The following is a 21192-nucleotide window of genomic DNA, read 5'->3' as shown; positions in this document are numbered from 1 at the left end:
GGAATTATGCATCGCTTAAAATAATCAAGCAATACTCAAGGCGGGGCACAGCAGGACGTTCACCCGGTTTACCCGGCGCCCCGCCGGGGCTATGGTGCAGGGTCCGGCCGGAGACAGGGCATGAGCGCAAACAGCAAGACCACCAGCCGCACGCGCCTCGAGCGCCGCGAGCAGGAAATCCTCCGGGCCGCGACGGAGCTCTTCGCCAGCAACGGCTTCTACACCACCTCGACCCGGCGCATCGCCGAGGCTGCCGGCGTGTCCGAGGGCACCGTGTTCCACTACTTCGGCAGCAAGCACGATCTGATGCTCGCCATCCTCGACCGCTTCTACACCGAGCGGCTGTCGCGGAACGCCGAGGCCATCCTCAACGATGTCATGGGCACCCGCGAGCGCCTGCGTGCCCTCGCCCTCAACCATGTGCAGGAACTCGCCGCGGACCGGGCGCTCATGATGCGCCTGATCCAGGTCTACATCGGCGTCGACTTGCTCTACGTCCACGGCGACGACGAGGCGCCGGAGCAGGACTCGCCGATCCGCGCCCTGAACCGCACCTACGTCGGCTACTTCGACCGCATTCTCCGCGAGGGCATCGCCCGCGGGGAGATCCGCGGAAGCATCGCGCTGCCGGCCTGCCGGGACCTCTTCTTCGGTGGCCTCGAATACGGCATGCGCACGTACCTGTACCGGCACCGCGGCACCGCCGATGCCGGCATCGCCGACTACGTCGAGGAACTGGTGGAGCCTGTGTGGCGCCACCTCCAACCGGCCGCAACCGCGGAGGAAACGGCCGCGGACCCGGACGCCCTGGTGCGCCGCCTGGAGCGGGTCACCGGGCGTCTCGAGCGCCTCGCGGCGCGCTGACCCGCCCCGGGCGGGTCGCGCCGCGGCTCAGAAGCTGAAGGACGCCGTGACCCCGTAGGTCCGCGGCGGCATCATCGAGCCGACGCGAAGCGAGTTGTACAGCGGCGCCGTGATGATGTTGTTGGAGATGATCTCCTCATCGCCGAGGTTGCGTCCCCAGAGCGAGAGCAGCCAGTCCCCGCCGGGCGGCGCGTAGTCGATGCTCGCGTTCAGCAGCGTGTAGCTGTCCTGGTAGGCGTCGGCCCGGTTCCACTCGGTGAAGAAGATCTCGTCCTGCCAGTAGGCCTCGCCGCGCACGCGCAGCAGGCCGCCGGCGGCCTCGGTCTCGTAGTTGATGCCGAGGCGCGCCGTGTACTCCGGTGCGTTCGGCAGCGTGTTGCCGGAGAGATCGGCGATTTCGAAACCGTTCGCGTAGTCGCCGTTGAAAAACTCCTTGTACTCGGCGGAGAGATAGGTGCCGTAGAAGTCGGCGCTGAAGCCGCCGCCGAGTTCGCCGGCCAGTTCCAGCTCGAGACCGTAGTTCTCCGCCTCGGCGGCATTCACCGTGGTCACCGTGCTGGTCTCGTCCACGAAGGAGATCTGCAGGTCCTGGTAGTCGTACCAGAAGCCGATGAGCGAATAGCTCAGGGCGCCGTCGGCGCTGCCGCCCTTGAGCCCCACCTCCCAGGCGTCGACCGTCTCCGGATCGAGCGGCGGGCTGACGCTCCCCGTGTTGATCACCCCGGACTTGAAGGCCTGGTTGTAGGTGGCGTAGAGCATGAGCTCGTCCGTCGGCCGGTACTGGAGCGTGATCCGCGGGGTGATGTCATCCCAGTCCGCGTCCTGGTCCGTGTTCACGTCAAGGCCCGCCGCGTCGAAGCGGAAGGTGCCCGTGCCCTCGCGTTCCTCGTAGTTGTAGCGCACGCCGGCGATCAGGGTCAGGGCATCGGAGAGATCCCAGGTGACCTCGGCGTAGGCCGCGTAGGCAGTGATGTCCACATCGCCGTTCTGCTCATAGCGGCCACTGTTGAGCGCATCCCCGACCGGCGTGCCACAGAGCGCGGGGGCGAGCAGGAAGCAGACGTTGTTCAGCGGCACCAGCACCTGCCCGTAGAGCTCCTCCTCGAAGTACATGACACCCGCCAGCAGGTCCATGCGGTCGCCGTCGACGTTGAGGGTGAACTCCTGGCCGAAGGACTCGCTCTGTTCGGTGTAGTCGTTGCGGCCGAAGAGGTCCGCGTCGGTGGAGTCCAGGTCGTCGCGCAGGAAGCGGTCCAGGTCCTGCAGGGAGGTGACCGAGCGCAGGCTCATGCGGTCGCTGAGTTCGAAGTCCAGCAGCAGGTTGGCCAGGTAGCCGTCGCGCTCGTTGAGCGCCTCCTGATCGGAGTTGATGTCGTAGAAATCGCCGCCGACATCGAAAACCGTCTGCCCCCCGAGCACCGGCACGGCCGGCGGGACGCCCCCGGCGGTCCCCTGCGAGGGGCCGAAATAGTGGAAGGCGAAGTTGCGGTCATCCTCCTCATAGTACTGGAAAGACAGCGCTCCGCTCACCGCGCCGTCACCGTCATAGGCCAGGGTGCCGCGGTAGGCCTGGGCGCTGCGGTCGTCCACGTCCTCGCCACTGAAGAGATTCTCGCCATAGCCGTCGCGCTCCTCGATCTTGGTGGCGAGGCGCAGCGCCCAGGCATCGCCCAGGGGCAGGTCCACGGCGCCCTGGAAGGTCATGAGGCCGTAGTTGCCGCCGGTCGCCGTGAGGTAGCCGCCGAGCTCGTCGCCCGGCTTCGCGGTCACCAGGTTGATGGCGCCGGCGGTCGCGCCGCGGCCGTAGAGGGTGCCCTGCGGCCCCCGCAGCACCTCGACCTGCTCGAGGTCGAACATGCCCACCAGCTGCGCCGCGGGGCGCGGGATGATCGCGCCGTCCTGCAGGAAGGACACGGAGCCCTCGCCACCGATGTCAATGCTGGTCATGCCGATGCCGCGCATGAAGACCCGGGCGAAACCGAACTGGTCGCCGATGGAAAGGTTGGGCACGGCCGCCGCCATGTCGCGGACATTCTCGATGCCTCCGGGGCCCACATCCTCGCCGCCGATGACGCTCGCCCCGCCGGCGATGTCCTGCAGGCTGGTGCTGCGCTTGGTGGCCGTGACCACGACCTCCTCCAGTACGTCCTGGGCGGCGGCAGGGCCGGTGAGCCCGAGAGCGGCGAGGAGCCCGGCTGAAAGTGCAGTTGCGGTTTTCATAATGATTATCCCGTCTTGCTATTGCGGTAGTTGTGAGTCGTTTGCTTCAGGCCTTCAGCTTCTCTCTTTTCAGCGTGAAGCCGTGGGCCTCCCGGTCCCAGCTGTCGTCCGTGACGCCCTCGCCGCGGAGCAGGTGCTTCTGCACCTTCGCCGACGGTGTCTTGGGCAGTTCCGGAAGGACGCGGATGTAGCGCGGCACCATGAAGTAGGCCATGTTGTCCGCGAGGAAGCTGAGGAGTTGGGCGGGGTCGATGGTCTGCCCCTCGACCGGCGCCACGGCCACCATGACGTCGTCTTCCCCGACCTCGCTGGGCACCCCGTAGGCCGCCGCCTCGCGCACCGCCGGGTAGGCCACCACCTCGGCCTCGACCTCGAAGGAGGAGATGTTCTCGCCGCGGCGGCGGATGGCGTCCTTGCGCCGGTCGACGAAGTAGAAAAAGCCCTCCTCGTCCTGGCGGAAACAGTCGCCGGTGTGGAACCAGCCGTTGCGCCACGCGGCGGCGGTCGCCTCGGGGTTCTTGTAATAGCCGTGGTTCATGCCCCAGGGCCGGTCCGTGCGCACGAGCATCTCGCCGATCTCGCCGACCGGCACCTCGCAATCGTTCTCGTCCACCAGGCGCACCTCGACACCGTCGCGCTTCCTGCCGCAGGTGCCCCGCTTCCGGGGGTTCGGCTCGGAGACGATGGGCGAGGAGATCTCCGTCATGTTGAAGATCGTGTACACGTCGATGCCGAAGCGCTCGTGCATTTCCAGCGCCGTCTCCGTGAACGGCACCATGAAGGCGAGGCGGAGGCTGTGGTCCCGGTCCGCCGGCGAGGGCGGCGCCTTGAGCAGGAAGGTCGCCATCACCCCGAGCAGAAAGGCGCAGCTCGTTTTCGTCTCGCGCACGAAGGGCCAGAAACCGTCGGTACTGAAATTCTCCATCACCGCGATCGAGCCGCCGCGCGCGAGCATCACGAAGATGATGCCCATGCCGCCGATATGGAACAGCGGCATGTTGATGAGAAAGCGGTCGTCTCCGCGCACGAAGTGCCAGGTCTCGGGCCCCGCGTTCGTGTAGATGTGCAGATAGGAAGACAGCACGCCCTTGGACGGACCCGTGGTGCCCGAGGTGTAGATGATCGACTGCGTATCCCAGGGCTCGATCGGGCGCTCCAGCGGCGGGCAGGACCCGTCCGCGGTCTGCAGGGCCTCGAAGGGCTCCAGCGGCAGGCGGATCGCGGCCGCGGGGCCCACGTGCACCACCCGCTCGATAGAAGCCGTGTCCACGTCGTCGAGGCGCTCGACCAGGTCGCCGTGGGCGATGAGCAGTCGCGCATCGGAATTGTCGAGCACGTGGGCGAGGAGCTTGCCCTTGTAGGCCGTGTTGAAGGGCACGAAGACCGCGCCCAGGTAGTTGATGGCGAAGAAGCTGAGAATGCCCTCACGGCCCCCGAAGAGCCACACGGCCACGTGGTCACCCTGCGCGACCCCCCGGGCCGCGAGCCCCGCGGCTACCGTTTGCACCCGTTCCTTCAGCGCCGCATAGGTCCACTGCTCACCGTTTTCGAAGACGGCGTAGACGGCGTCGGGCTGCTCCCGCGCCCAGCGCTCTATGAGATCCCGGACCACGCAGGCATCGCGGGCGGGGACGCGGGGGTCGGTGCAGGTCGAGTCGGTCATGGCTGTCCTCCCGGTATCCTGGTTCAGGGGCGCTGCGCGGGCGGTGCTTCCTGGCGGCCACGCACCGCCACCAGGCGCTCAACGCTGCGAATGATGTGGGTGATGATCTCGGCCTCGGACCAGTGCCCCCCCGGCTGGTACCACAGGGCCACCCAGCTCATCATGCCGCCGATGGTGGTCGCGGTCAGCGCCGGGTCCTGCACCCGGAACTCGCCGACCGCATCGCCGCTGGCGAGGACCTCGGCGAGACGGTGGTCGAAGGCGGAACGCTGCTCCCGGATTGCCCGCGCCTGCTCCGGCTCGAGATTCTTCTCCTCGCGCTGGTAGACGACGATGTATTCCTGGTTCTGCACGATGATGCGCGTCACCTCGTCCACGACCAGCTTGAGCTGGTCCCAGGACGAGCCTGGAATGGCCAGGCAGCGCTCGAGGGCTTCGAGGGAGAGGGTGATGCCGACCCGGGCGATGTCATGGAGGATCTCGCCCTTGTTCTTGTAATAGCTGTAGATGAACGGCTTGGTGACCTGCAGCTTGTCGGCAATGGCGTCGATGGTCGTGCCCTCGTAGCCCTGCCGGTAGAAAAGATGGCTCGCCTCCTCGCGGATCCGCCGGCGCTTGAACTGGGCCAGCTCCGCCTTGAGGTTGTTGCCGGAACGCGCTGCCGTCACCGGGCCTCTCCGGCGGCGAGGTCGAGCACGGGCAGCACGTCTTCCGCCCGCTCGATCGCCCGCGGATTGGTGCGGGCCCAGAAATCCTGCATCGTGTACTCTGCGACCCGGGGGAACTGCTCGCGTCCCACCCCGACCTCCGCCAGGGAGCGCGGCATGCCGAGGCCGCGGATGAACGCGTCCGCGAGCTCGCTGGCAGGCCGCTCGGCCTCGCCGAAGCAGGCGCTGATGCGCCGCTGCCGCCCGCCGTTGGCGGGCTCGTTCCAGGCCAGCACGGAAGGTGCCATCACGCAGGAGCAATAGCCGTGGGGCACGTCACAGGTACCGCCGAGAATGTGGCCGATGGCGTGGGACAGACCCATGGGCACTCCGGCGATGATGGGGATCATGGACTGCCAGGCCCCGACCTGGCACTTGAGGCGCGCGTCCAGGTCGCTCGGGTCGGCCTTCACCGCCGGCAGGCCCTCGACCAGAAGGCGGAGGGCCGAGTCGGCCATGCCATCACAGAAGTAGTTGGACGCCAGGGAACCGAGCGTCTCCAGCGCGTGATCCAGGGCACGAACCCCCGTGGACAGCCAGAGCCACTCCGGGGTGTGCACCGTCAGCGCCGGATCGAGGACGATGGCGACCGGCGCCATGAGCCGGTGCTCGTAGCCCTGCTTGTGCTGGATCTTCTCGTCCGTCGCCCCGGAAAGCGGGTTGAACTCGCCGCCGGAGAGCGTGGTCGGGCAGGTGATGACGCGCACGTCCGGGCCCTCGAACGCCGGCTTGATCACCTCGCCCGCATCGTCGACGTAAACGTGGAAGGGCTCGAGATCGTCGTGCTCGCGCAGATCGTGCTTCAGGCAGATGCTGATGATCTTGCCGGCGTCGGTCACCGAGCCGCCGCCGACCGTGACGATGAGGTCCGCATCGGCCTTGCGCGCGGCCTCTGCCGCGGCGAGCACGGCGCTGCGCGGCGCGTGCGGCGGCATGCCGTCCCAGCAGCCCGCCAACCGCGGGCCCAGGGCTGCGCGGATCTGCTCGATCTCCTCCGTCTCGCGGTTGAGGGTGCGGCTGACCAGCAGGAACACGCGCTCGCTGCCGAGGCGCTCGGCCTCCGCGGCGACGGCCGTGGCGGCACGCTCGCCGAGATAGACCTTCTCGGTGGCGGTCAGGAGGACACTCGATGGCGTCATGGGATCTTCCTCGCGCTGGCATTATTCTGTGTTGACGCGTTTCGGTTAAGGGTAAGGTTTTTTTACTGGTCGTCAAGCAAAAGTTCTCGCCGGTAGACAAACGGCCGTGCGGGGTTTACATTGCTGCAGGTATATCCCGCATGAAAGACCGCGCCATGAATGATAAGAACAACGACGGAAAGCCCTGGACGAGCGCCTCGGGCATCCCGCTCAAGCCCTTCTACCGGGACGAGGATGTGCCGGCGCAACACCGCGAGCGCCTCGCCGCGGGTCCCGGGGAACCGCCCTTCCACCGGGGCGCCTACCCCACCGGTTACCGCACCAAGCCCTGGCGGATTTTCCAGCTCTCGGGCTTCGGCAAGCCCGAGGACGAGAACGCCCGCATCAAGTTCCTGCTCGAGCAGGGCGAAACCGGCTTCATCATGGAGCACGACCGCAACACCGGGGACCACTGCTACAACGTCGATCATCCGGAGGTGGTCGCGCGGCGCGAGGATGTCGGCCTCACCGGCGCGGTGATGCAGAGCGTCCGCGATATCGACATCTGCATGAAGGACCTGCCCATCGAGACGAGCTATGCGCACGCCGGCGGGGCGGTGGTGCAGCACGCTCCCTTTGCCCTCGCCGGCTACTGGACCGTGGCGAAGCGCCGGGGCGTGGCGCTGGACCGGCTGCCGGGCACGGGGCAGAGCGACTATTTCCTGACCTACCTCGGCTGCGTCACCAAGCAGCAGGTGCCCACCGATGTGGGCCTGCGCTTCAACGCGGACATCATGGAGTTCTGTGACCGCCACCTGCCGCGCTGGGTCCCCGTCTCCATCGCCGGCTATAACGCGGCGGATACGGGCCTCAATGCCTGGCAGGAACTGGGGGCGCTGTTCGCCAACGCGGTCGAGTACCTCGACGAGATCCAGCGCCGCGGCACCATGCCCATCGCGCGCGCCGCGCGCGGCTGCGGCGGGGTCAGCTTCCGCATGTCCATGGACCTCTTCGAGGAGGCGAGCAAGCTGCGGGCGGCGCGGCTCATGTGGCAGCAGCTGCTCGCCGAGCGCTACGCCATCACCGACGCGAAGGTGGCCAACCTGCGCATCCACTGCGTCACCGCGGGCTCGCGCATGACCTACCAGCAGCCCCTGAACAACATCGTCCGCGGTACCGTGATGGCCCTGGCCGGCGCACTCGGTGGCGTGCAGTCCCTGGGGGTCTCCGGCTACGATGAGGCCCTTTCCATCCCCAGCGAGCACGCGCACCAGATGTCGGTGCGCATCCAGCAGATCCTGCAGGAAGAGACCAACGTCACGGCGGTGACCGACCCCCTCGGCGGGTCCTGGTACATCGAGTCCCTCACCGCGGAGCTGGTCGAGAAGGCCTGGGGCTTCTTCGAGGAAATCCAGGCGCAGGGCGGCTTCCTGGCCAGCCTCGATTCCGGCTGGCTGCACGAGAAGGCGGGCGCGAACCAGCACCGGGAATTCATGGCCCAGGAGACGGGCGAGCAGGTCATCGTCGGCGTCACGGCGCACACGGACGACGTCTCCCCCTACGAGGTCGACGGCTTCATGGGGGTCGACGACGCCTTCGACGTGGCCCTCGAACGCCTGCAGGAGGTCCGCCGCACCCGCCACGAGGCCGGCGCCGCGGACGCCCTGCGCCAGCTGGAGCGCGTCTGCCGCAGCAGCGACAACATCATGCCGGCGATGATGGATGCGCTCGAGGCGGAGGTCACCCTCGGCGAGATCGGCGACGTCTGGCGCGACGTCTTCGGCGACTGGGCAACGCCCATCCAGACCTGAGGCGGGGACAAGACAATGAGCGGCAAGCGTATTCTCATGGCGAAGACGGGCCTGGACGGGCACTGGCGCGGACCGACGATCGTCGCCCGGGCGCTCCGGGATGCGGGCTTCGAGGTGATCATGATCGGCATGGCCCGGCCCGAAGAGGTCGTGCAGGCGAGCATCGACGAGGACGTGGACCTGGTCGGCCTCAACATCGGTGGCCACGTCGACGTCGCCGTGCGGGCGGTGAACGCCCTCAAGGACGAGCGGCCCGACCTGCCGATTTTCTGCGGTGGCGTGGTGCCGCCGCACGCGAAGCGCCGGCTGGAGGGCCTCGGCGTCGAGGTCTATCCGCCCGGCTCGCAGCTGCCCGACATCGTCGGCGCCGCGCGACGCCTCACCGGCCTCGACTGACACCGGCCGTGGCCGGGGTGGACGCGGTAGCGGCACGGGTCGCCGAGGCCGTCGGCGGCAGCCGCGCTGCCCTCGCCCGCCTGATTTCCATCGCCGAGCGCGGCGGTGACGCCGCCGCCGAGCTGGAGGCGGCTCTGCTGCCCTGCCCGGGCGACAGCTACAGCGTCGGGATCACCGGCGCGCCCGGTGCCGGCAAATCCACCCTCGCCAGCGCCCTCACCACGGAACTGCAGGCGGGCGGCGAGCGGGTCGCCCTCCTCGCCGTCGACCCCTCCTCGCCCCTCACCCGCGGCGCCATCCTCGGCGACCGGGTGCGCCTGCAACCGCACCTCGGCAACGCCGACGTGTTCATCCGCTCCATGGCATCCCGCGGGCACCTGGGCGGCCTGGCCATGGCGACCTGCACGGCCCGCCGCGTTCTCGAGGCCTGCGGCTGGCCCCTCGTACTCATCGAAACGGTGGGCGTGGGCCAGGCCGAGCTCGACGTGGCCGGCGCCACGGACACGGTCCTCGTGGTCCTCAACCCCGGCTGGGGGGACGAGATGCAGGCCAACAAGGCGGGCCTGATGGAAATCGCCGATATCTTCGTCATCAACAAGGCGGACCGGGCGGGCCTCGAGAGCACGCGCCGCGACCTCGAGGCGGCCATCGCGGCCACCGCCCCGGCCCGGCGCCCGGCCATCGTCGAGACCGTGGCCACGGAGGGTACGGGCCTCGACGCGCTGCGCGCAGCCATCGCCGCCCACCGGGAGCAGGCCACGGCCTCCGGCGAGCTGGAACGGCGCCGCCAGGCGCGCGCCGCCAGCGAGCTGCGCGACCTGGCCCGCGCTCGGCTGGAGCAGGCCCTGGAAGGGCAGCTCGCCGGCCCGGCGGGCGAGGCCCTCGCCGGCGCCGTGACCCGCCGCGAGCTCGATATCGACAGCGCGGCCCGCCGTCTCGTGGCCGACCTCCTGAGCCGTGAACCGGAGCAAGACAGCCCATGACCCCTGACGAACCCCTGCTTATCGACCACCGCGGCGCGGTGGACTGGCTCACGCTGAACCGGCCGGCGAGCGGCAACGCCCTCGACCCGGCGCTGGTCGATGCCCTGGTCGACTATTTCGAGGGCCTGCGCGACCGCCCGGCCACGCGGGTGGTGGTGCTGCGCGCCGGGGGCCGCCATTTCTGCACGGGCCTCGACCTCACCGACCCGGGCTTCAACCCGCCGGAGCGGGGTCCGAACGCCATCTGGGCCATCCAGCGGCGCATCGCGCGCATCTGCCCGGCCATGCGCCGCTGCCCGCAACCGATCGTCGCCCTCGCGCAGGGCGCTGCCTGCGGCGGCGGCTTCAGCCTGCTCATGGCCGCGGACATCCGCATCGCCGGCGAGAGCGCGCGCATGAACGCCGCCTACCTGCGCATCGGCCTCACCGGCTGTGACATGGGCTCGAGCTATTTCCTGCCGCGGCTCGTGGGCAGCTCGCTGGCCTCGGAGCTTCTCCTCACCGGCCGCTTCCTCGGGGCGGAGCGCGCGCTGGCCACCGGCTTCGTCTCGGCGGTGGTACCGGATGCGGAACTGGAGGCCGCCGCCAGCCCCTACGTGGACGAAATGCTCGCGGCGACGCCCATGGGGCTGCGCCTCACCAAGGAGGCGCTGAACCACGCCCTGGATGCGCAGGGGCTCGAGGCCGCCATGGCCATGGAGGACCGGCACCAGTCCCTTCTCGCCCTCTCCGAGGATGCCGCCGAGGCGGCGCGGGCCTTCGTGGAGAAGCGACCGCCCGAATTCCACGACCGCTGACGGCAGCTACTCAGGCAGGTGCGGCGGGTCATCGTCCTCCCGGGCCAGCTCGCTCACCGCCGGCAACTCCTGCAGCCGCAGCGCGAGGCGCTCGGCGTGCTCCGCCTCCTCGTCCGCGAATTCGCTGGCCAGCCGGCGGGTATCGTCCTCGACAGCCCGGTCGGCGCTCTCACGGTAAAAGGCGCCGGCAGAGCGCTCCTGCGCCAGCGCCAGTTCCATCGCCTCGCGCAGGGTCATGCGGTAGTGCGCCGCCTCGTGGCTGGCCGTTTCCGGCGCCTCGGCGCCAGGCCAGTCGTATTCCCAGGCCTTCAGCGCGGGCAGCGGCAGGCCCGACGCCAGCAGGCTCACCTCCGCCAGGTGCCGGCTGGCCTCCTCGGCCATGGCCCGGAAAAAGGCCGCCACCTCGCCGTTGTTGTGGGCCGCCAGCGCGTCGGCGAGCTCCGTGTAGCGGTCGTGGGCCTCCTGTTCCAGCTCGCAGGCGTGTGCGAGGAAATGAAGCAGTTCCGCGGACGCGACCGTCATGGCGCGAAGGCCTCCTCCAGGCGCGGATCCGCCGCCGCGGCGGGCGCCGCCGGCGGCCAGGGCGTGCGCGGCTCCGCGTAGAGCAGGCCGGTCGCGAAGCCGTCCTCCGCCAGGAACAGTTGCGCCGCGGCATCGGCGTGAGCAGCGGGCGCATCGTCGCGCTCGCTGACGATCGCCTTCCAGTCCGTCTGCTCCGGGCAGTAGGTGATGCACTGGCTGAGCACGTGCAGGAAGCTGAAGCCGCGGTGCTCCAGGGCCGCGGCGAGGAGCTTCGCCAGCTGGTTGGGGTTGCCCGAGTAGCCACGGGCGATCCACGGCGCGCCGGCGGCGAGCGCCAGAGCGGCGGGCTTGAAGGGGCGGATACCCGGGCCGTGCGGGGTGAGCTTGCTGTGATCCCAGTCCATGGGCGTGGTCGGGGAGGCCTGCCCCTTGGTCATGCCGTAGACCTCGTTGTCCATGGCGATGTAGGTGATGTCGACGTTGCGCCGGCAGGCGTGAATGAAGTGGTTGCCGCCGATGGAAAAGCCGTCGCCGTCGCCGCCGAGGGCGATGACCGCGAGGTCCGGGCGGGCGACCGCGAGCCCCTGCGCCACCGCCAGGCCGCGGCCGTGAACCCCGTGAAAGCCGTAGCTGTCGACGTAGGCGGGCAGGCGCGAGGAGCAGCCGATGCCCGAGACCAGGGCCACCCGGTCCCGGTCCAAGCCCAGCGCGGCGAGCGCCTTCACCAGGCCGTTGAGTACGGCATAGTGCCCGCAGCCCGGGCACCAGATCGGTTTCAGCCCCGACTTGTAGTCCTTCGGGCGCAGGGCCGCTTCAGCCATGGACCGGTTCCTCCGCAAGGATCGCGGCGATCGCCGCGGGGTCGAGGGGCGCGGGCCCGGGCCGGGCGTAGCTTTCGGCCGGCACCGGGACGTCGCCCAGGTTGGCGCGCAGGTGCCGCCAGCACTGCGCCGAGTGATTCTGTTCCACGACCAGGACGCGGCGGCAGCCGGCGAGGGCGTCGCCCAGGGCCGCCGCCGGCAGCGGCGCGAGCAGCCGCAGGCAGATGACGCGGCAGGCCGTGCCGCCGGCCCGGAGCTGCGCCGCAGCCGCGCGGGCGGCTGCGCTCGCAGAGCCGAAGGCCACCAGCGCCAGCTCGCCTTCGCCGTCGACCGTGCCCCAGTATGGACCGGGGTCGAGGGACGTCAGCTTGCGTGCCCGCTTGTCGAGCTGGGCCGCGTGATCCCGGGCCACCGTCGACGGCGCACCGCGCTCGTTGTGCTCGAGGCCGTCGGCGGTGAAGCGCAGGCCCGGGTCACCGGGGAGGGCCAGCGCCGACACGCCCGACGCCGTGAGGCGGTAGCGCAGGTACTCGCCGGCTTCCTCTGCCGCTTCTGCCCCCTCTGCCGTCGCCCCGGGCGGCGCAGCGGGCAGGTCAGGCGGCGAAACGACAGCCAGGGACTGGCCGAGAAACTGGTCCGACAGCACCAGCGCGGGCGTCTGCAGCTGCCGGGCGAGGGCCACGGCCCAGCTGGTGGTAAACGCACAGTCGGCAATGTCGAGAGCGGCGAGAACCAGGTGCGGCGCGTCGCCGTGAAGCCCGTGCAGGGCGATATCGAGATCGCCCTGCTCGCTCTTCGTGGGAATACCCGTGGAGGGCCCGCCGCGCATCACGTTGAGGACCGTGAGCGGCGTCTCGCTGGCGACCGCAAGCCCCAGGCTCTCCGTCATCAGGGCCAGGCCCGGACCGGAGGTGGCCGTGAAGGCATCCACGCCGCCGAAGGCAGCCCCCAGGACCATGTTCACCGCCGCCAGCTCGTCCTCGGCCTGGACCAGCTGACCGCCCAGCGTCTCCAGCGCGCCGGCCAGGTACTCGAGGACATCGGAGGCCGGCGTGATCGGGTAGGCGGCGACGAAACGGACCCCGGCCTCGAGGGCGCCGTAGCCGGCTGCCTGGTTGCCCGTGAGCAGCCAGCGCTCGCCGCCCGGCCGGGACGGGGCATCCACGGTCACGGCCAGGGGCCAGCCCGCGCCGGCATCGATGCAGGCCGCCGCGGCGTCGCGGTAGGCCTGCGCCTTGCCCGCCAGGCGCGCCGAGGCCAGCGCCGCCAGTGCTTCGGCATCGAGCCCTAGGAGCTGGCCGAGGAGCCCGAGGGCGAACATGTTGCGGCGCCCCTCCGGGTGCGCCCCGGCCACGGCGGACGCCAGCGGCAGCGCCAGCACCGTGGCACCGCTTGCCTGCACGCCCGCGGGCGGCTCCTCGTCGTCCGGGCAGAGCACAATGCTCTGCGGGCCGAGGACGATCTCGTCCTCGAAACGGGCGAACTGGTTCCAGTCCAGGGCGACCAGCAGGTCCATGGCTGCCGTGGGCAGGTAGGTCTCGTCCTCGCCGAGACAGAGCAGCGCCGCCGACTCACCGCCGCGGATCTGCGGGCCGAAGGCCTTGCGCAGGAAGCCCAGGCCACCGGCGCGCGCCCAGCCGCGGAGCAGCAGCTCGCCGCAGGCCACGACACCGGCGCCGCCGGACCCGCAGAGGGCGATGGCGAGCGTGCGGCTCACGACGCCTTCTTCCCGCCCTTGCGCCGCGGCGCCGCTTTCTTCTCCGCGGGCTTTCGCTTGCTGGCGGGCATCCGCTTCCCGGCGGCGGCCTTGCGCGCGGGCGCCGCCTTTTTCCGCCTCGCCGTGCCCTTGCGCGCCGGCGCCTTGCGGGCCTTGCGCCCGGGCGCCGGCAGGTCCCGGTACTCCGCCAGCGAGTCCTCGAGGCAGCGCATGAAGACATCCATGTCCGGCAGGATCTCCCGGGTCGAGATGACATTGAAACCGATCTCGCCGTTGTAGCTCGGGGTGGCTATGAACAGCCCCATGCCGTCGGCCAGCGGCGCGAGCCCCAGGCTGTGCACGGCGCGGGCGCCGTTCATGTACAGGGGCACCTGGGGCCCGGGCACGTTGGAGATGAACAGGTTGCAGAGCCGCGCGGCCACACCGCTGGTGAGCAGGAGCCGGCTCGCCAGCAGCTGGGTGGCGGCCGGCACATGCCGGGTCAGGTCCGTCATGACCCGCGCCGAGACCCCGGCGCGGGCCGCCTTGCTTCGCACCGTGGCGCGGTGAATCTTGCGCAGGCGCTTCACAGGATCCTTCTCGTCCGTGAAGATACGCGTGGTCATGGCGGTGATGTTGTTGCCCGAGCCGGCGCCGTCGTCACCGTCGCGCGCCCGCGCATTCACCGGTACCCAGGCCACCAGCGGCTCCCGGGGCAGCTCCCCGTGGTGCTCCAGGTAGCGGCGCAGGGCGCCAGCGCAGACCGCGAGCACCACGTCGTTCACCGTCGCGCCGGGCACCTGCTCGCGCACCGCGCGCAGCTGGTCCAGGGGCGCGAAGCAGGCGCCGAAGGCCTTGTGCGGTGACACGGGCACATTGAAGCGCGTGGGCGGCACCGCCACCCGGTCCTTGTCGGCCGCGGCGCCGCGGCGCAGGACCGACTCCTCCGCGCTGCGCAGCAGGCCCGGTGCCGCCCGCAGCACGCCGCCGGCGAGCCGCAGCGGCGAACGCAGGTTGTTGCCCACGGCGCGGCGGGCGAGCGTCACGACCGACGGTGTCCCATGGGGCTGCTCGGGAGGCTCCTCCGGCGGCACGGCCGGCGTGCCGTCGGGGTCGGCATCGGCGAGGCTGGCGAAGAAGCGGGTCAGGGACGTGCCGTCACCGGCCGCGTGGTGCACCTTGGTGGCGATCGCGTAGCTGCCCGCAGGCAGCCCGGGTACGTGGTCCAGCCCCTCGACCACGTACATCTCCCAGGGCGGCCGGTTCATGTCCAGGGGTCGCGAATGGTAACGGGCGAGGTGGATGCAGAACTGGCGCCAGTCCCCGGGTTCCGGCAGCCGGCCGTGGCTGACGTGGTACTCGAGGTCGAAGTACTCGTCCTCCACCCACCAGGGGTAGTCGATCTCCAGGGGCAGGCGCAGCAGCCGCTGCGTGAACAACGGGTTGGAGCGCAGCCGCGCTTCCACGTGGGCGAGGATGTCCTTGAAGCGCACGGTGCGCCCGCCGGGCACCGTGCTCGGGTCATAGATGGATACGGCGGTGACGTGGGTCAGGTTGTGCGCCGTTTCCAGGTAGAGGAACTGGGCATCCTGGGCGCTCAACTGCTGCATGGCAGGCACCTCCTCAGGGCAATGCGGCGGCGCGGATGCGCTCCACGCGCCGCTGCAGGGTACGGAATTCCTGCGCGAGGGCGAGGCGCGCCTCGCCGCGGGCGCTGTCACCGGCCTCGGTGAGGCCGAAGTTGGCCAGCAACTTGTAGCCGTTGGAGAACAGCAGCTTGCCGATGGAGGCCTCGGAGCTGATGCGCCGCTGCAGGTAGGCCTGGCGACCGTAGGCGAGGCTCTGCTGCACGCAATCGCGCTCTTCCAGGGCGACATCCCGGGGCTGGCGGGCGAGTACGTCCGCCACCACCCGGTAGGCCTCGATGTAGGGCAGCATGGTGCTGTGCGCGACCAGCGGACGGAAACCGTCGAGCACCTCGCCGGCGCCGCCCGCCTCCTCCAGCCGCGCCTCCCAGTCCGGCCGGTAGCGCGCGAGCTCGCCGGCAATGTTCACCCGGAATTCCTCCCGCGGCGCGTAGAAGAACTCGAACTTGAAGAAGTCCCGGAGCCGCTCCGCCTCGGACCAGAACGCGTCCCGGCCGATGAGCTTGCGGAAGGCCATGCGCATGAGTGCGAGCTCGGCGATGGCCTTGTCCACGAAGAAGTGGGCGATGGTATTGCGGTAGTAGCCGGCCACGCCGTGCTGCTCGCCGGCGATGGCATAGACCCGCTCCGGGCCGTCGTCGTAGCGCGTGAGCACGCCGTTGGCGATCATCCTGTCGACGATGAGGTCCAGCGGCGCCTCGTCGTCGAGGTCCAGGTGGCTGGCGAGACGAATCCGGCGCTGCCGCGCCCAGGCCACGAGCGCACGCAGCTCCGCGAGCAGCTCGTCGCTGGTCAGCGCCCGCGGCGCGGCGCCGAGCAGCACCATGCACAAGAGCGCCGGGAGCGTGATCGGGGTGACCCGGTTGACCTCGAGGCCGACGCGGAAGGCGACCTTCTGCAGCTCGCGCTCGTCCTCCACGGACGGTACCGCCGGCAGCACCACGGGCTCACCGAAGTCGAAATAGATCTGGCCCATGGGCTGGCGCAGGCCGCGCAGGTAACCGATGAACCAGCGCAGGCTCTCCGGCTGCTTGGTCGCACCGGCCTGCTCGACCGCGTAGTCGCGCACATCACCGATCAGGTCGTAGTTGATGGCGATGGGGATGATGTGCAGGTTGCGCGCGTCGGTGGCGTGGGCGGCCTCCATGACGTACTTGAGCAGGCCGTAACGCGGCGGCATGAGCTTGCCGACCCGGGAGCGCGTACCCTCGAAGGCCCAGCTCAGCGGGAACCGCTTGTCCATCAGGTACCCGATGTAATGGCGCAGCACGAGCTTGTAGAGCGGGTCGCCCTTGAAGCTGCGGCGGATGAAGATGGCACCGGCGCGGCGGGCGAGAAAGCCCAGCCCGGCGAAGGCCATGTTCACCCCGCCGAGGATGTGCGGGTTGGGAAAGTCGTTGTCGAAGAGCATGGAGTTGACGGCGAAGCCGTCGACGTGGGTCTTGTGCGTCCACAGCAGCGCCGCCGGGTTCTCGCGCACCAGCTGACGGATCCGCTCCAGGCCCTCGCGGTCGATGACGACCTCCGTGTCGTAGCCGAGGGACATGATGAGGTGATTGAGCTGCGCCATCACGTCCAGCCAGAACGGCGCCGGCCGCGCCACCAGCTCGCGCATGATCACCTCGGACTCCTGGCGCAGCTGCGCGACGGGCCTGCCCGTTTCCTCGCTGAGCTCTGCGAGGGCCGCCCGGAAGCGCGGGTTCGCCTGCAGGTTCTGCGCCACACGCCGGGGCACCTTGTAGCGGCTGCCCTGGAGGCGCCGTTCAGCGATATCGAGGGCCAGGCCCGCCTGCGCGGCGATGAACTCGGCGAGCTGCCGCGGCCCGGGGGCAGCGCCGTCCCGCTGCACGAGGCGCTCGCGCAGATCGCCGAGGGTTGCCGGCTCGCCGGCGATGCAGACGGCGCGGTCCGGGTGCTGGGCGAGGATGCGCCGCGCGCGCCAGGTTCCCGGACGGCGGGGGTTGCCGAAGAGCAGGTCCCGGGGCCGCGGCCGCGTGGTCTTGGCGTGCAGGGAGCTGCGCCAGACCACCCGCACGGGCAGCACCACCACGTCGTCGGCGCTGTCGCCGAGGAGCGGTTCCAGGGGGATAGCGTCGAGATGCTCGGGGCGCCGCGCGATGCGCATGACCACGCGCTCGATAGCCGCCTGGCAGCCCTGCTCCGCGAGTCGCTCTTCCAGCCAGCGGTCCAGCAGGCGCCGCTCCACGCGGTGGGCAGCATCGATGATGACGATGGCGCGGCCTTCACGCAGGGACTGCCAGGGGTTCGAGCCCATCGCTTACGCTTCCTTACGCGCTGTTACCGGCACAGCCGCGGGGTGACGGAATACGCTCCGGATGGTATCACGGCTTGCCGGGCCGCCAATCCGCGGCCTCACCCCCCGGGGTGCAGGGGCGGCGCCGGGTGGTCCGCCCTGCGCGGGCAACGTAGCAAGGGCAGAGCGTGATAACGGCAACGGAACCGGCGAGGGGCAGCGGACTCTTAACAGGACCATGACAGATCCCGTCAACGAACAGCGGCGCCTGGGGCTCGGCATGCAGGTCATCGCCTGGATCCTGATCCTGGGCATGCTCACCTGGTATTTCACCGGCCTTATCGAGCGCCAGCACAACCCGAACCAGCAGGTGGCAACTACCGTCACGGGCGACGGGGTCCGCGAGGTCGTGCTGGCGCGCAACCGGCAGGGCCACTACGTGACCAGCGGGGCAATCAACGGGCAGCCGGTCGTTTTCCTGGTCGATACCGGCGCCACAGGGGTCGCGATCCCGGCGCACCTGGCGGAGCAGCTGCAGCTCCCCCGCGGGCGGGCCTTCGTCACCCGCACCGCGAACGGCAACAGCACCAGCTACGCCACACGCCTCGACAGCGTCAGCATCGGCGACATCGAGCTCAGCAATGTCGAGGCCGGCGTCGCCACCGGCCTGCGCACCCGGGAGGTCCTCCTGGGCATGTCCTTCCTGCGCCACATCGAGTTCACCCAGCGCGGCGACACGCTCACGCTGCGCCAGTACCCGACGGGTTAGTGCTCCCGGCGCGGCGCGGGCTGGCCGCGCACATCGAGAGGCACTTCCAGCGTATTGTCCGCCGCTGCCCAGGACTGACCGCACATCTCGTCGTAGGCGCTGCGCTGACGCAGCACCGAGGGCCAGTCCGCCAGCGGCGCCAATAGTTCCTTCATCGCCTGCAGGTTGCGCGTCTTCAGGATGCTGCCATCCTCGCGCGCCAGGATGATCCGCTCGCCGCCGAGCTCGGCGCTGGCGATGTACAGGCTCAGGTCGACGGATTCCACGATCAGCCGCCCGATGCCGGTGCGCCTGGCTTCTTCCACGGTCATCTTCAACGCGACTACTCCACGACGATAAGGACAACACGCCCCAGTTTACACGGGCGCCGCGCGCCCGGCCGAAGCAGGCGGGACAGAACCTGAACGGCGCTGGGCGGCGCCGGCGCGCTCCGTGATCATGGCGTCATGGAGTCGCCACCAGCCACCATCCGCCTGACGCGCCGGGGCCGGCCCCTGGCCGGCGCCGGCGCCGAGGACCTCCCCGCCTGCGCGGGCATCTACCGCTTCTTCGACCGGGCGGGGTCGCTCCTGTACGTGGGCAAGAGTGTCAACCTGCGCAGCCGCGTCGCCAGCCACCTGCGGGCGGCGCGGGTACCCGGTCGAGAGCAGCGCATGCTGCACGCGCTCGAACGCATCGACTGCGAGCCCTGCGCGGGCGAGCTGGGTGCCCTGTTGCGCGAGAACGCTGCCATCAAGGCGGAGCTGCCGCTCTACAACCGCCGGCAGCGGCGGCCGCGCCGCCTGTGGACCCTGCAGCTGACGCCCGGCCGCGGCGGCTTCCTGCAGCCCCGACCCACCTGCTTCCCCGAGGGCGAGGTGCTGGCCAGCGCCCCCCTCGGCCTCTACCACAGCGAGCAGCTTGCGGAGGAGCGGCTGCGCCGGCTGGCGCGACGCGAGGGCCTCTGCGCGCGGGTCCTCGGCCTCGAGGGCGGGCGCGGCCCCTGTTTCCAGTACCAGCTGCGCCGCTGCAACGGTGCCTGCGCGGGCGAAGAGACCGCCACGGCGCATAACGACCGCCTGCGCGCCGCTCTCGAAGGCCAGCGCCTGGCCGCGTGGCCCTTCGACGGGGCCATCCTCCTCGAGGAACGCGTGTCCCGGCCGCTCCCCGGCCAGCCCCGGTGCCAGTGGCACGCCGTGCGCGACTGGAGCTACCAGGGCAGTTTTACGCGCCGGGGCAGCGCCCGCCGCGCGGCCGGGGCGCCGCCCGGTGCAGTCGACCGGGACGCCTATTACATCCTGCTCCGGGCGCTGCGGCGGGGCGGCCTGGACCTGCACGCCGCCGGGACCGGCGAGGCCGTCGGCAACCCCTTCCTGGGCCAGGACCGGGGCGAGCGCCGGGGAGTGACCGGGACCGTATGAGCATCGACGTGCTCTGGTTCAAGCGCGATCTGCGCCTTGCGGACCATGCCCCGCTCGCAACGGCCCTGGCCGGCGGCCGTCCGCTGCTGCTTCTCTACATTGTCGAGCCCATTCTCCTTGCCGACCCGCACTACTCGGAACGGCACTGGCGCTTTATCTGGCAGTCTCTCGACGACCTGCGCAGCCAGCTGGCGGACCGGGACGCGCCGCTGCTCGCGGTCCGGGGCGACGCCGTCGAGGTGCTGCGCTGCGTGCATGACGCCGTGGGCATCGCCACGCTGCATTCCCACGAAGAGACCGGCCTCGCCGTGACCTTCGCGCGCGACCGGGCCGTGGCGCGCTTCTGTGACGCCGAGGGCATCCGCTGGTTGGAGACCCCCTGCAACGGCGTGACGCGGGGCCTGTCGCAGCGGGGCGGCTGGAACCGGCGCTGGGGAGAGACCATGCGCGCGCCCCTGGCCACCCCCGCCTGGGACGCCTATCGCGCACCGCCGCGGGCGGCCCTCGACGCGCTGGCCCCGCTGGCCTTCGATCCGCCCGCGGCCTGGCAGCAGAAAGCTACGCTGTTCCAGCGTGGGGGCGAGGCCGCTGCGCGGCGCACCCTGGTCAGCTTCCTCGAGCAGCGGGCAGGGCGCTACCAGCTCGACATCTCGAAACCGGCGGCGAGCCGCCGCAGCTGTTCCCGCCTGTCGCCCTACCTGGCCTGGGGCAACCTGAGCGTGCGCCAGGTCTTCCAGGCCCTAGAGCGGCGGCGTCGGGAACCGGGCTGGAGCCGTCCCCTGGCGGCCTTCGAGTCGCGCCTGCACTGGCACTGCCACTTCATCCAGAAATTCGAAATGGAGTGCCGCATGGAGCACGAAGACCTCAACCGCGGCTACCTCGCCCATCCGCGGGGCCGCGACGAGACGCTCCTCGCCGCCTGGCGCGAGGGGCGCACGGGCCTGCCGCTCATCGACGCGAGCATGCGCTGCCTCGCCGCCACCGGCTACATCAATTTCCGCTCGCGGGCCATGCTGGTGAGTTTCCTCTGCCACCACCTCTGGCAGGACTGGCGCGCCGGGGCCGCGCACCTGGGCGCGCTGTTTCTCGACTTCGAGCCCGGTATCCATTACGCCCAGCTGCAGATGCAGGCAGGGGTCACCGGCATCAACACCATCCGTATCTACAACCCGGTGAAGCAGTCGAAAGAACAGGACCCGGAGGGCGAGTTCATCCGCCGCTGGGTGCCCGAACTCGCGGAGGTGCCGGCGCCGCTGGTGCACACCCCCTGGGCGCTGACGCCCATGGAACAGGCTCTCTACGCGGCGGACGCCTACCCCGCGCCCGTGGTGGACCCCGTCGCCGCACAGCGACGGGCGCGAGAGACACTCTGGGCCCTGAAGCAGGACCCCCGGGTACGCGCCGAGCGCGAGCGCATCCTCGACCGGCACGTGGAGCGGCGCTTTCACGGTAACGCGGCGCCCCGTTAGGCCGCCGTGCGCCGCCGGGCCCAGGGGACTACCATGGTGCCTGACCCGATCTACCG

The 21192-nt window shown here is 70.4% G+C and carries 18 protein-coding genes; 8 read left to right on the top strand and 10 right to left on the bottom strand.

From position 1 onward, the window contains the following. The first annotated feature begins 120 nt into the window (after positions 1 to 120). Positions 121 to 864 (top strand): TetR/AcrR family transcriptional regulator, encoded by a 744-nt coding sequence (locus tag ACX93N_RS13465; protein ID WP_459428952.1) that lies wholly within the window; start codon positions 121 to 123, stop codon positions 862 to 864. Between the two features lie 27 nt (positions 865 to 891). Here the strand turns inward: ACX93N_RS13465 and ACX93N_RS13460 are convergent, their stop codons facing one another. From ACX93N_RS13460 to ACX93N_RS13445, 4 genes are read right to left on the bottom strand one after another with little or no spacing between them, the layout of a single operon-like run. Then, positions 892 to 3084, bottom strand: coding sequence for a TonB-dependent receptor (locus ACX93N_RS13460; RefSeq protein WP_459428951.1), 2193 nt, complete (start codon positions 3082 to 3084; stop codon positions 892 to 894). 46 nt (positions 3085 to 3130) lie between these two features. Next, positions 3131 to 4747: an AMP-binding protein gene (locus ACX93N_RS13455; RefSeq protein ID WP_459428950.1), complete on the bottom strand. Its 1617-nt coding sequence runs from the start codon at positions 4745 to 4747 to the stop codon at positions 3131 to 3133. Positions 4748 to 4770: 23 nt separating this feature from the next. Continuing rightward, the gene (locus ACX93N_RS13450; protein WP_459428949.1) at positions 4771 to 5415 is read right to left on the bottom strand and encodes a TetR/AcrR family transcriptional regulator; all 645 of its coding nucleotides are present in this window, start codon (positions 5413 to 5415) and stop codon (positions 4771 to 4773) included. Then, positions 5412 to 6593, bottom strand: coding sequence for an iron-containing alcohol dehydrogenase (locus ACX93N_RS13445; protein WP_459428948.1), 1182 nt, complete (start codon positions 6591 to 6593; stop codon positions 5412 to 5414). Before ACX93N_RS13445 ends, ACX93N_RS13450 begins: the two co-directional genes overlap by 4 nt. A gap of 155 nt (positions 6594 to 6748) precedes the next feature. Here ACX93N_RS13445 and ACX93N_RS13440 point away from each other — a divergent pair, with 155 nt between their 5' ends. From ACX93N_RS13440 to ACX93N_RS13425, 4 genes are read left to right on the top strand one after another with little or no spacing between them, the layout of a single operon-like run. Next, positions 6749 to 8383 carry a methylmalonyl-CoA mutase family protein gene (locus ACX93N_RS13440; protein ID WP_459428947.1) on the top strand — a complete coding sequence of 545 codons (1635 nt, stop codon included), beginning with the start codon at positions 6749 to 6751 and terminating at the stop codon, positions 8381 to 8383. A 15-nt stretch (positions 8384 to 8398) separates the two neighbouring features. Beyond that, on the top strand, positions 8399 to 8779 hold the full coding sequence (locus ACX93N_RS13435) for a cobalamin B12-binding domain-containing protein (RefSeq protein WP_459428946.1): 381 nt from the start codon (positions 8399 to 8401) through the stop codon (positions 8777 to 8779). Positions 8780 to 8787: 8 nt separating this feature from the next. Next, complete coding sequence (meaB, locus tag ACX93N_RS13430) at positions 8788 to 9762, top strand: methylmalonyl Co-A mutase-associated GTPase MeaB (protein ID WP_459428945.1); 975 nt, start codon at positions 8788 to 8790, stop codon at positions 9760 to 9762. Beyond that, entirely contained in the window at positions 9759 to 10559 is an 801-nt protein-coding gene (locus tag ACX93N_RS13425; RefSeq protein WP_459428944.1) for an enoyl-CoA hydratase/isomerase family protein, read from the top strand. Before meaB ends, ACX93N_RS13425 begins: the two co-directional genes overlap by 4 nt. A gap of 6 nt (positions 10560 to 10565) precedes the next feature. On the opposite strand, the gene ACX93N_RS13420 is transcribed toward ACX93N_RS13425, so the two are convergent. From ACX93N_RS13420 to ACX93N_RS13400, 5 genes are read right to left on the bottom strand one after another with little or no spacing between them, the layout of a single operon-like run. After that, positions 10566 to 11081, bottom strand: a complete 516-nt coding sequence (locus ACX93N_RS13420) for a ferritin-like domain-containing protein (protein WP_459428943.1) — start codon at positions 11079 to 11081, stop codon at positions 10566 to 10568. Further along, the gene (locus ACX93N_RS13415) at positions 11078 to 11902 is read right to left on the bottom strand and encodes a thiamine pyrophosphate-dependent enzyme (protein WP_459428942.1); all 825 of its coding nucleotides are present in this window, start codon (positions 11900 to 11902) and stop codon (positions 11078 to 11080) included. The genes ACX93N_RS13420 and ACX93N_RS13415 overlap by 4 nt, the downstream gene beginning before the upstream one ends. Continuing rightward, positions 11895 to 13619, bottom strand: coding sequence for a 2-oxoacid:acceptor oxidoreductase subunit alpha (locus ACX93N_RS13410; RefSeq protein WP_459428941.1), 1725 nt, complete (start codon positions 13617 to 13619; stop codon positions 11895 to 11897). The genes ACX93N_RS13415 and ACX93N_RS13410 overlap by 8 nt, the downstream gene beginning before the upstream one ends. Continuing rightward, positions 13616 to 15208: a WS/DGAT/MGAT family O-acyltransferase gene (locus ACX93N_RS13405; protein WP_459428940.1), complete on the bottom strand. Its 1593-nt coding sequence runs from the start codon at positions 15206 to 15208 to the stop codon at positions 13616 to 13618. The genes ACX93N_RS13410 and ACX93N_RS13405 overlap by 4 nt, the downstream gene beginning before the upstream one ends. 13 nt (positions 15209 to 15221) lie before the next feature. Continuing rightward, entirely contained in the window at positions 15222 to 17519 is a 2298-nt protein-coding gene (locus tag ACX93N_RS13400; RefSeq protein WP_459428939.1) for a glycerol-3-phosphate 1-O-acyltransferase, read from the bottom strand. 217 nt (positions 17520 to 17736) lie between these two features. On the opposite strand from ACX93N_RS13400, the gene ACX93N_RS13395 reads away from it, so the two are divergent. After that, entirely contained in the window at positions 17737 to 18267 is a 531-nt protein-coding gene (locus ACX93N_RS13395) for a retropepsin-like aspartic protease family protein (RefSeq protein WP_459428938.1), read from the top strand. Here ACX93N_RS13395 and ACX93N_RS13390 read toward each other — a convergent pair. After that, the gene (locus ACX93N_RS13390; RefSeq protein ID WP_459428937.1) at positions 18264 to 18578 is read right to left on the bottom strand and encodes a DUF6482 family protein; all 315 of its coding nucleotides are present in this window, start codon (positions 18576 to 18578) and stop codon (positions 18264 to 18266) included. The genes ACX93N_RS13395 and ACX93N_RS13390 overlap by 4 nt on opposite strands. Positions 18579 to 18713: 135 nt before the next feature. Between ACX93N_RS13390 and ACX93N_RS13385 the strand changes: the two genes are divergently transcribed. Both ACX93N_RS13385 and ACX93N_RS13380 read left to right on the top strand, forming a co-directional pair. Next, positions 18714 to 19667, top strand: a complete 954-nt coding sequence (locus ACX93N_RS13385; protein WP_459428936.1) for a GIY-YIG nuclease family protein — start codon at positions 18714 to 18716, stop codon at positions 19665 to 19667. Next, entirely contained in the window at positions 19664 to 21136 is a 1473-nt protein-coding gene (locus ACX93N_RS13380) for an FAD-binding domain-containing protein (protein WP_459428935.1), read from the top strand. Before ACX93N_RS13385 ends, ACX93N_RS13380 begins: the two co-directional genes overlap by 4 nt. Positions 21137 to 21192 lie beyond the last annotated feature (56 nt).

The organism is Pseudohaliea sp., from assembly GCF_054552115.1.
Note: the sequence above shows the minus strand (reverse complement) of the source record. Positions and strands in the feature narration are given on the sequence as shown.

What these genes read in the sequence shown, in the direction of transcription:
- ACX93N_RS13445 (WP_459428948.1), bottom strand. Translation starts at nt 6,593, where the DNA reads ATGACGCCATCGAGTGTCCTCCTGACCGCCACCGAGAAGGTCTATCTC.
- ACX93N_RS13415 (WP_459428942.1), bottom strand. Translation starts at nt 11,902, where the DNA reads ATGGCTGAAGCGGCCCTGCGCCCGAAGGACTACAAGTCGGGGCTGAAA.
- ACX93N_RS13405 (WP_459428940.1), bottom strand. Translation starts at nt 15,208, where the DNA reads ATGCAGCAGTTGAGCGCCCAGGATGCCCAGTTCCTCTACCTGGAAACG.
- ACX93N_RS13455 (WP_459428950.1), bottom strand. Translation starts at nt 4,747, where the DNA reads ATGACCGACTCGACCTGCACCGACCCCCGCGTCCCCGCCCGCGATGCC.
- ACX93N_RS13385 (WP_459428936.1), top strand. Translation starts at nt 18,714, where the DNA reads ATGGAGTCGCCACCAGCCACCATCCGCCTGACGCGCCGGGGCCGGCCC.
- ACX93N_RS13380 (WP_459428935.1), top strand. Translation starts at nt 19,664, where the DNA reads ATGAGCATCGACGTGCTCTGGTTCAAGCGCGATCTGCGCCTTGCGGAC.
- ACX93N_RS13465 (WP_459428952.1), top strand. Translation starts at nt 121, where the DNA reads ATGAGCGCAAACAGCAAGACCACCAGCCGCACGCGCCTCGAGCGCCGC.
- ACX93N_RS13395 (WP_459428938.1), top strand. Translation starts at nt 17,737, where the DNA reads ATGACAGATCCCGTCAACGAACAGCGGCGCCTGGGGCTCGGCATGCAG.
- ACX93N_RS13390 (WP_459428937.1), bottom strand. Translation starts at nt 18,578, where the DNA reads ATGACCGTGGAAGAAGCCAGGCGCACCGGCATCGGGCGGCTGATCGTG.
- ACX93N_RS13420 (WP_459428943.1), bottom strand. Translation starts at nt 11,081, where the DNA reads ATGACGGTCGCGTCCGCGGAACTGCTTCATTTCCTCGCACACGCCTGC.
- ACX93N_RS13400 (WP_459428939.1), bottom strand. Translation starts at nt 17,519, where the DNA reads ATGGGCTCGAACCCCTGGCAGTCCCTGCGTGAAGGCCGCGCCATCGTC.
- ACX93N_RS13435 (WP_459428946.1), top strand. Translation starts at nt 8,399, where the DNA reads ATGAGCGGCAAGCGTATTCTCATGGCGAAGACGGGCCTGGACGGGCAC.
- ACX93N_RS13460 (WP_459428951.1), bottom strand. Translation starts at nt 3,084, where the DNA reads ATGAAAACCGCAACTGCACTTTCAGCCGGGCTCCTCGCCGCTCTCGGG.
- ACX93N_RS13425 (WP_459428944.1), top strand. Translation starts at nt 9,759, where the DNA reads ATGACCCCTGACGAACCCCTGCTTATCGACCACCGCGGCGCGGTGGAC.
- ACX93N_RS13440 (WP_459428947.1), top strand. Translation starts at nt 6,749, where the DNA reads ATGAATGATAAGAACAACGACGGAAAGCCCTGGACGAGCGCCTCGGGC.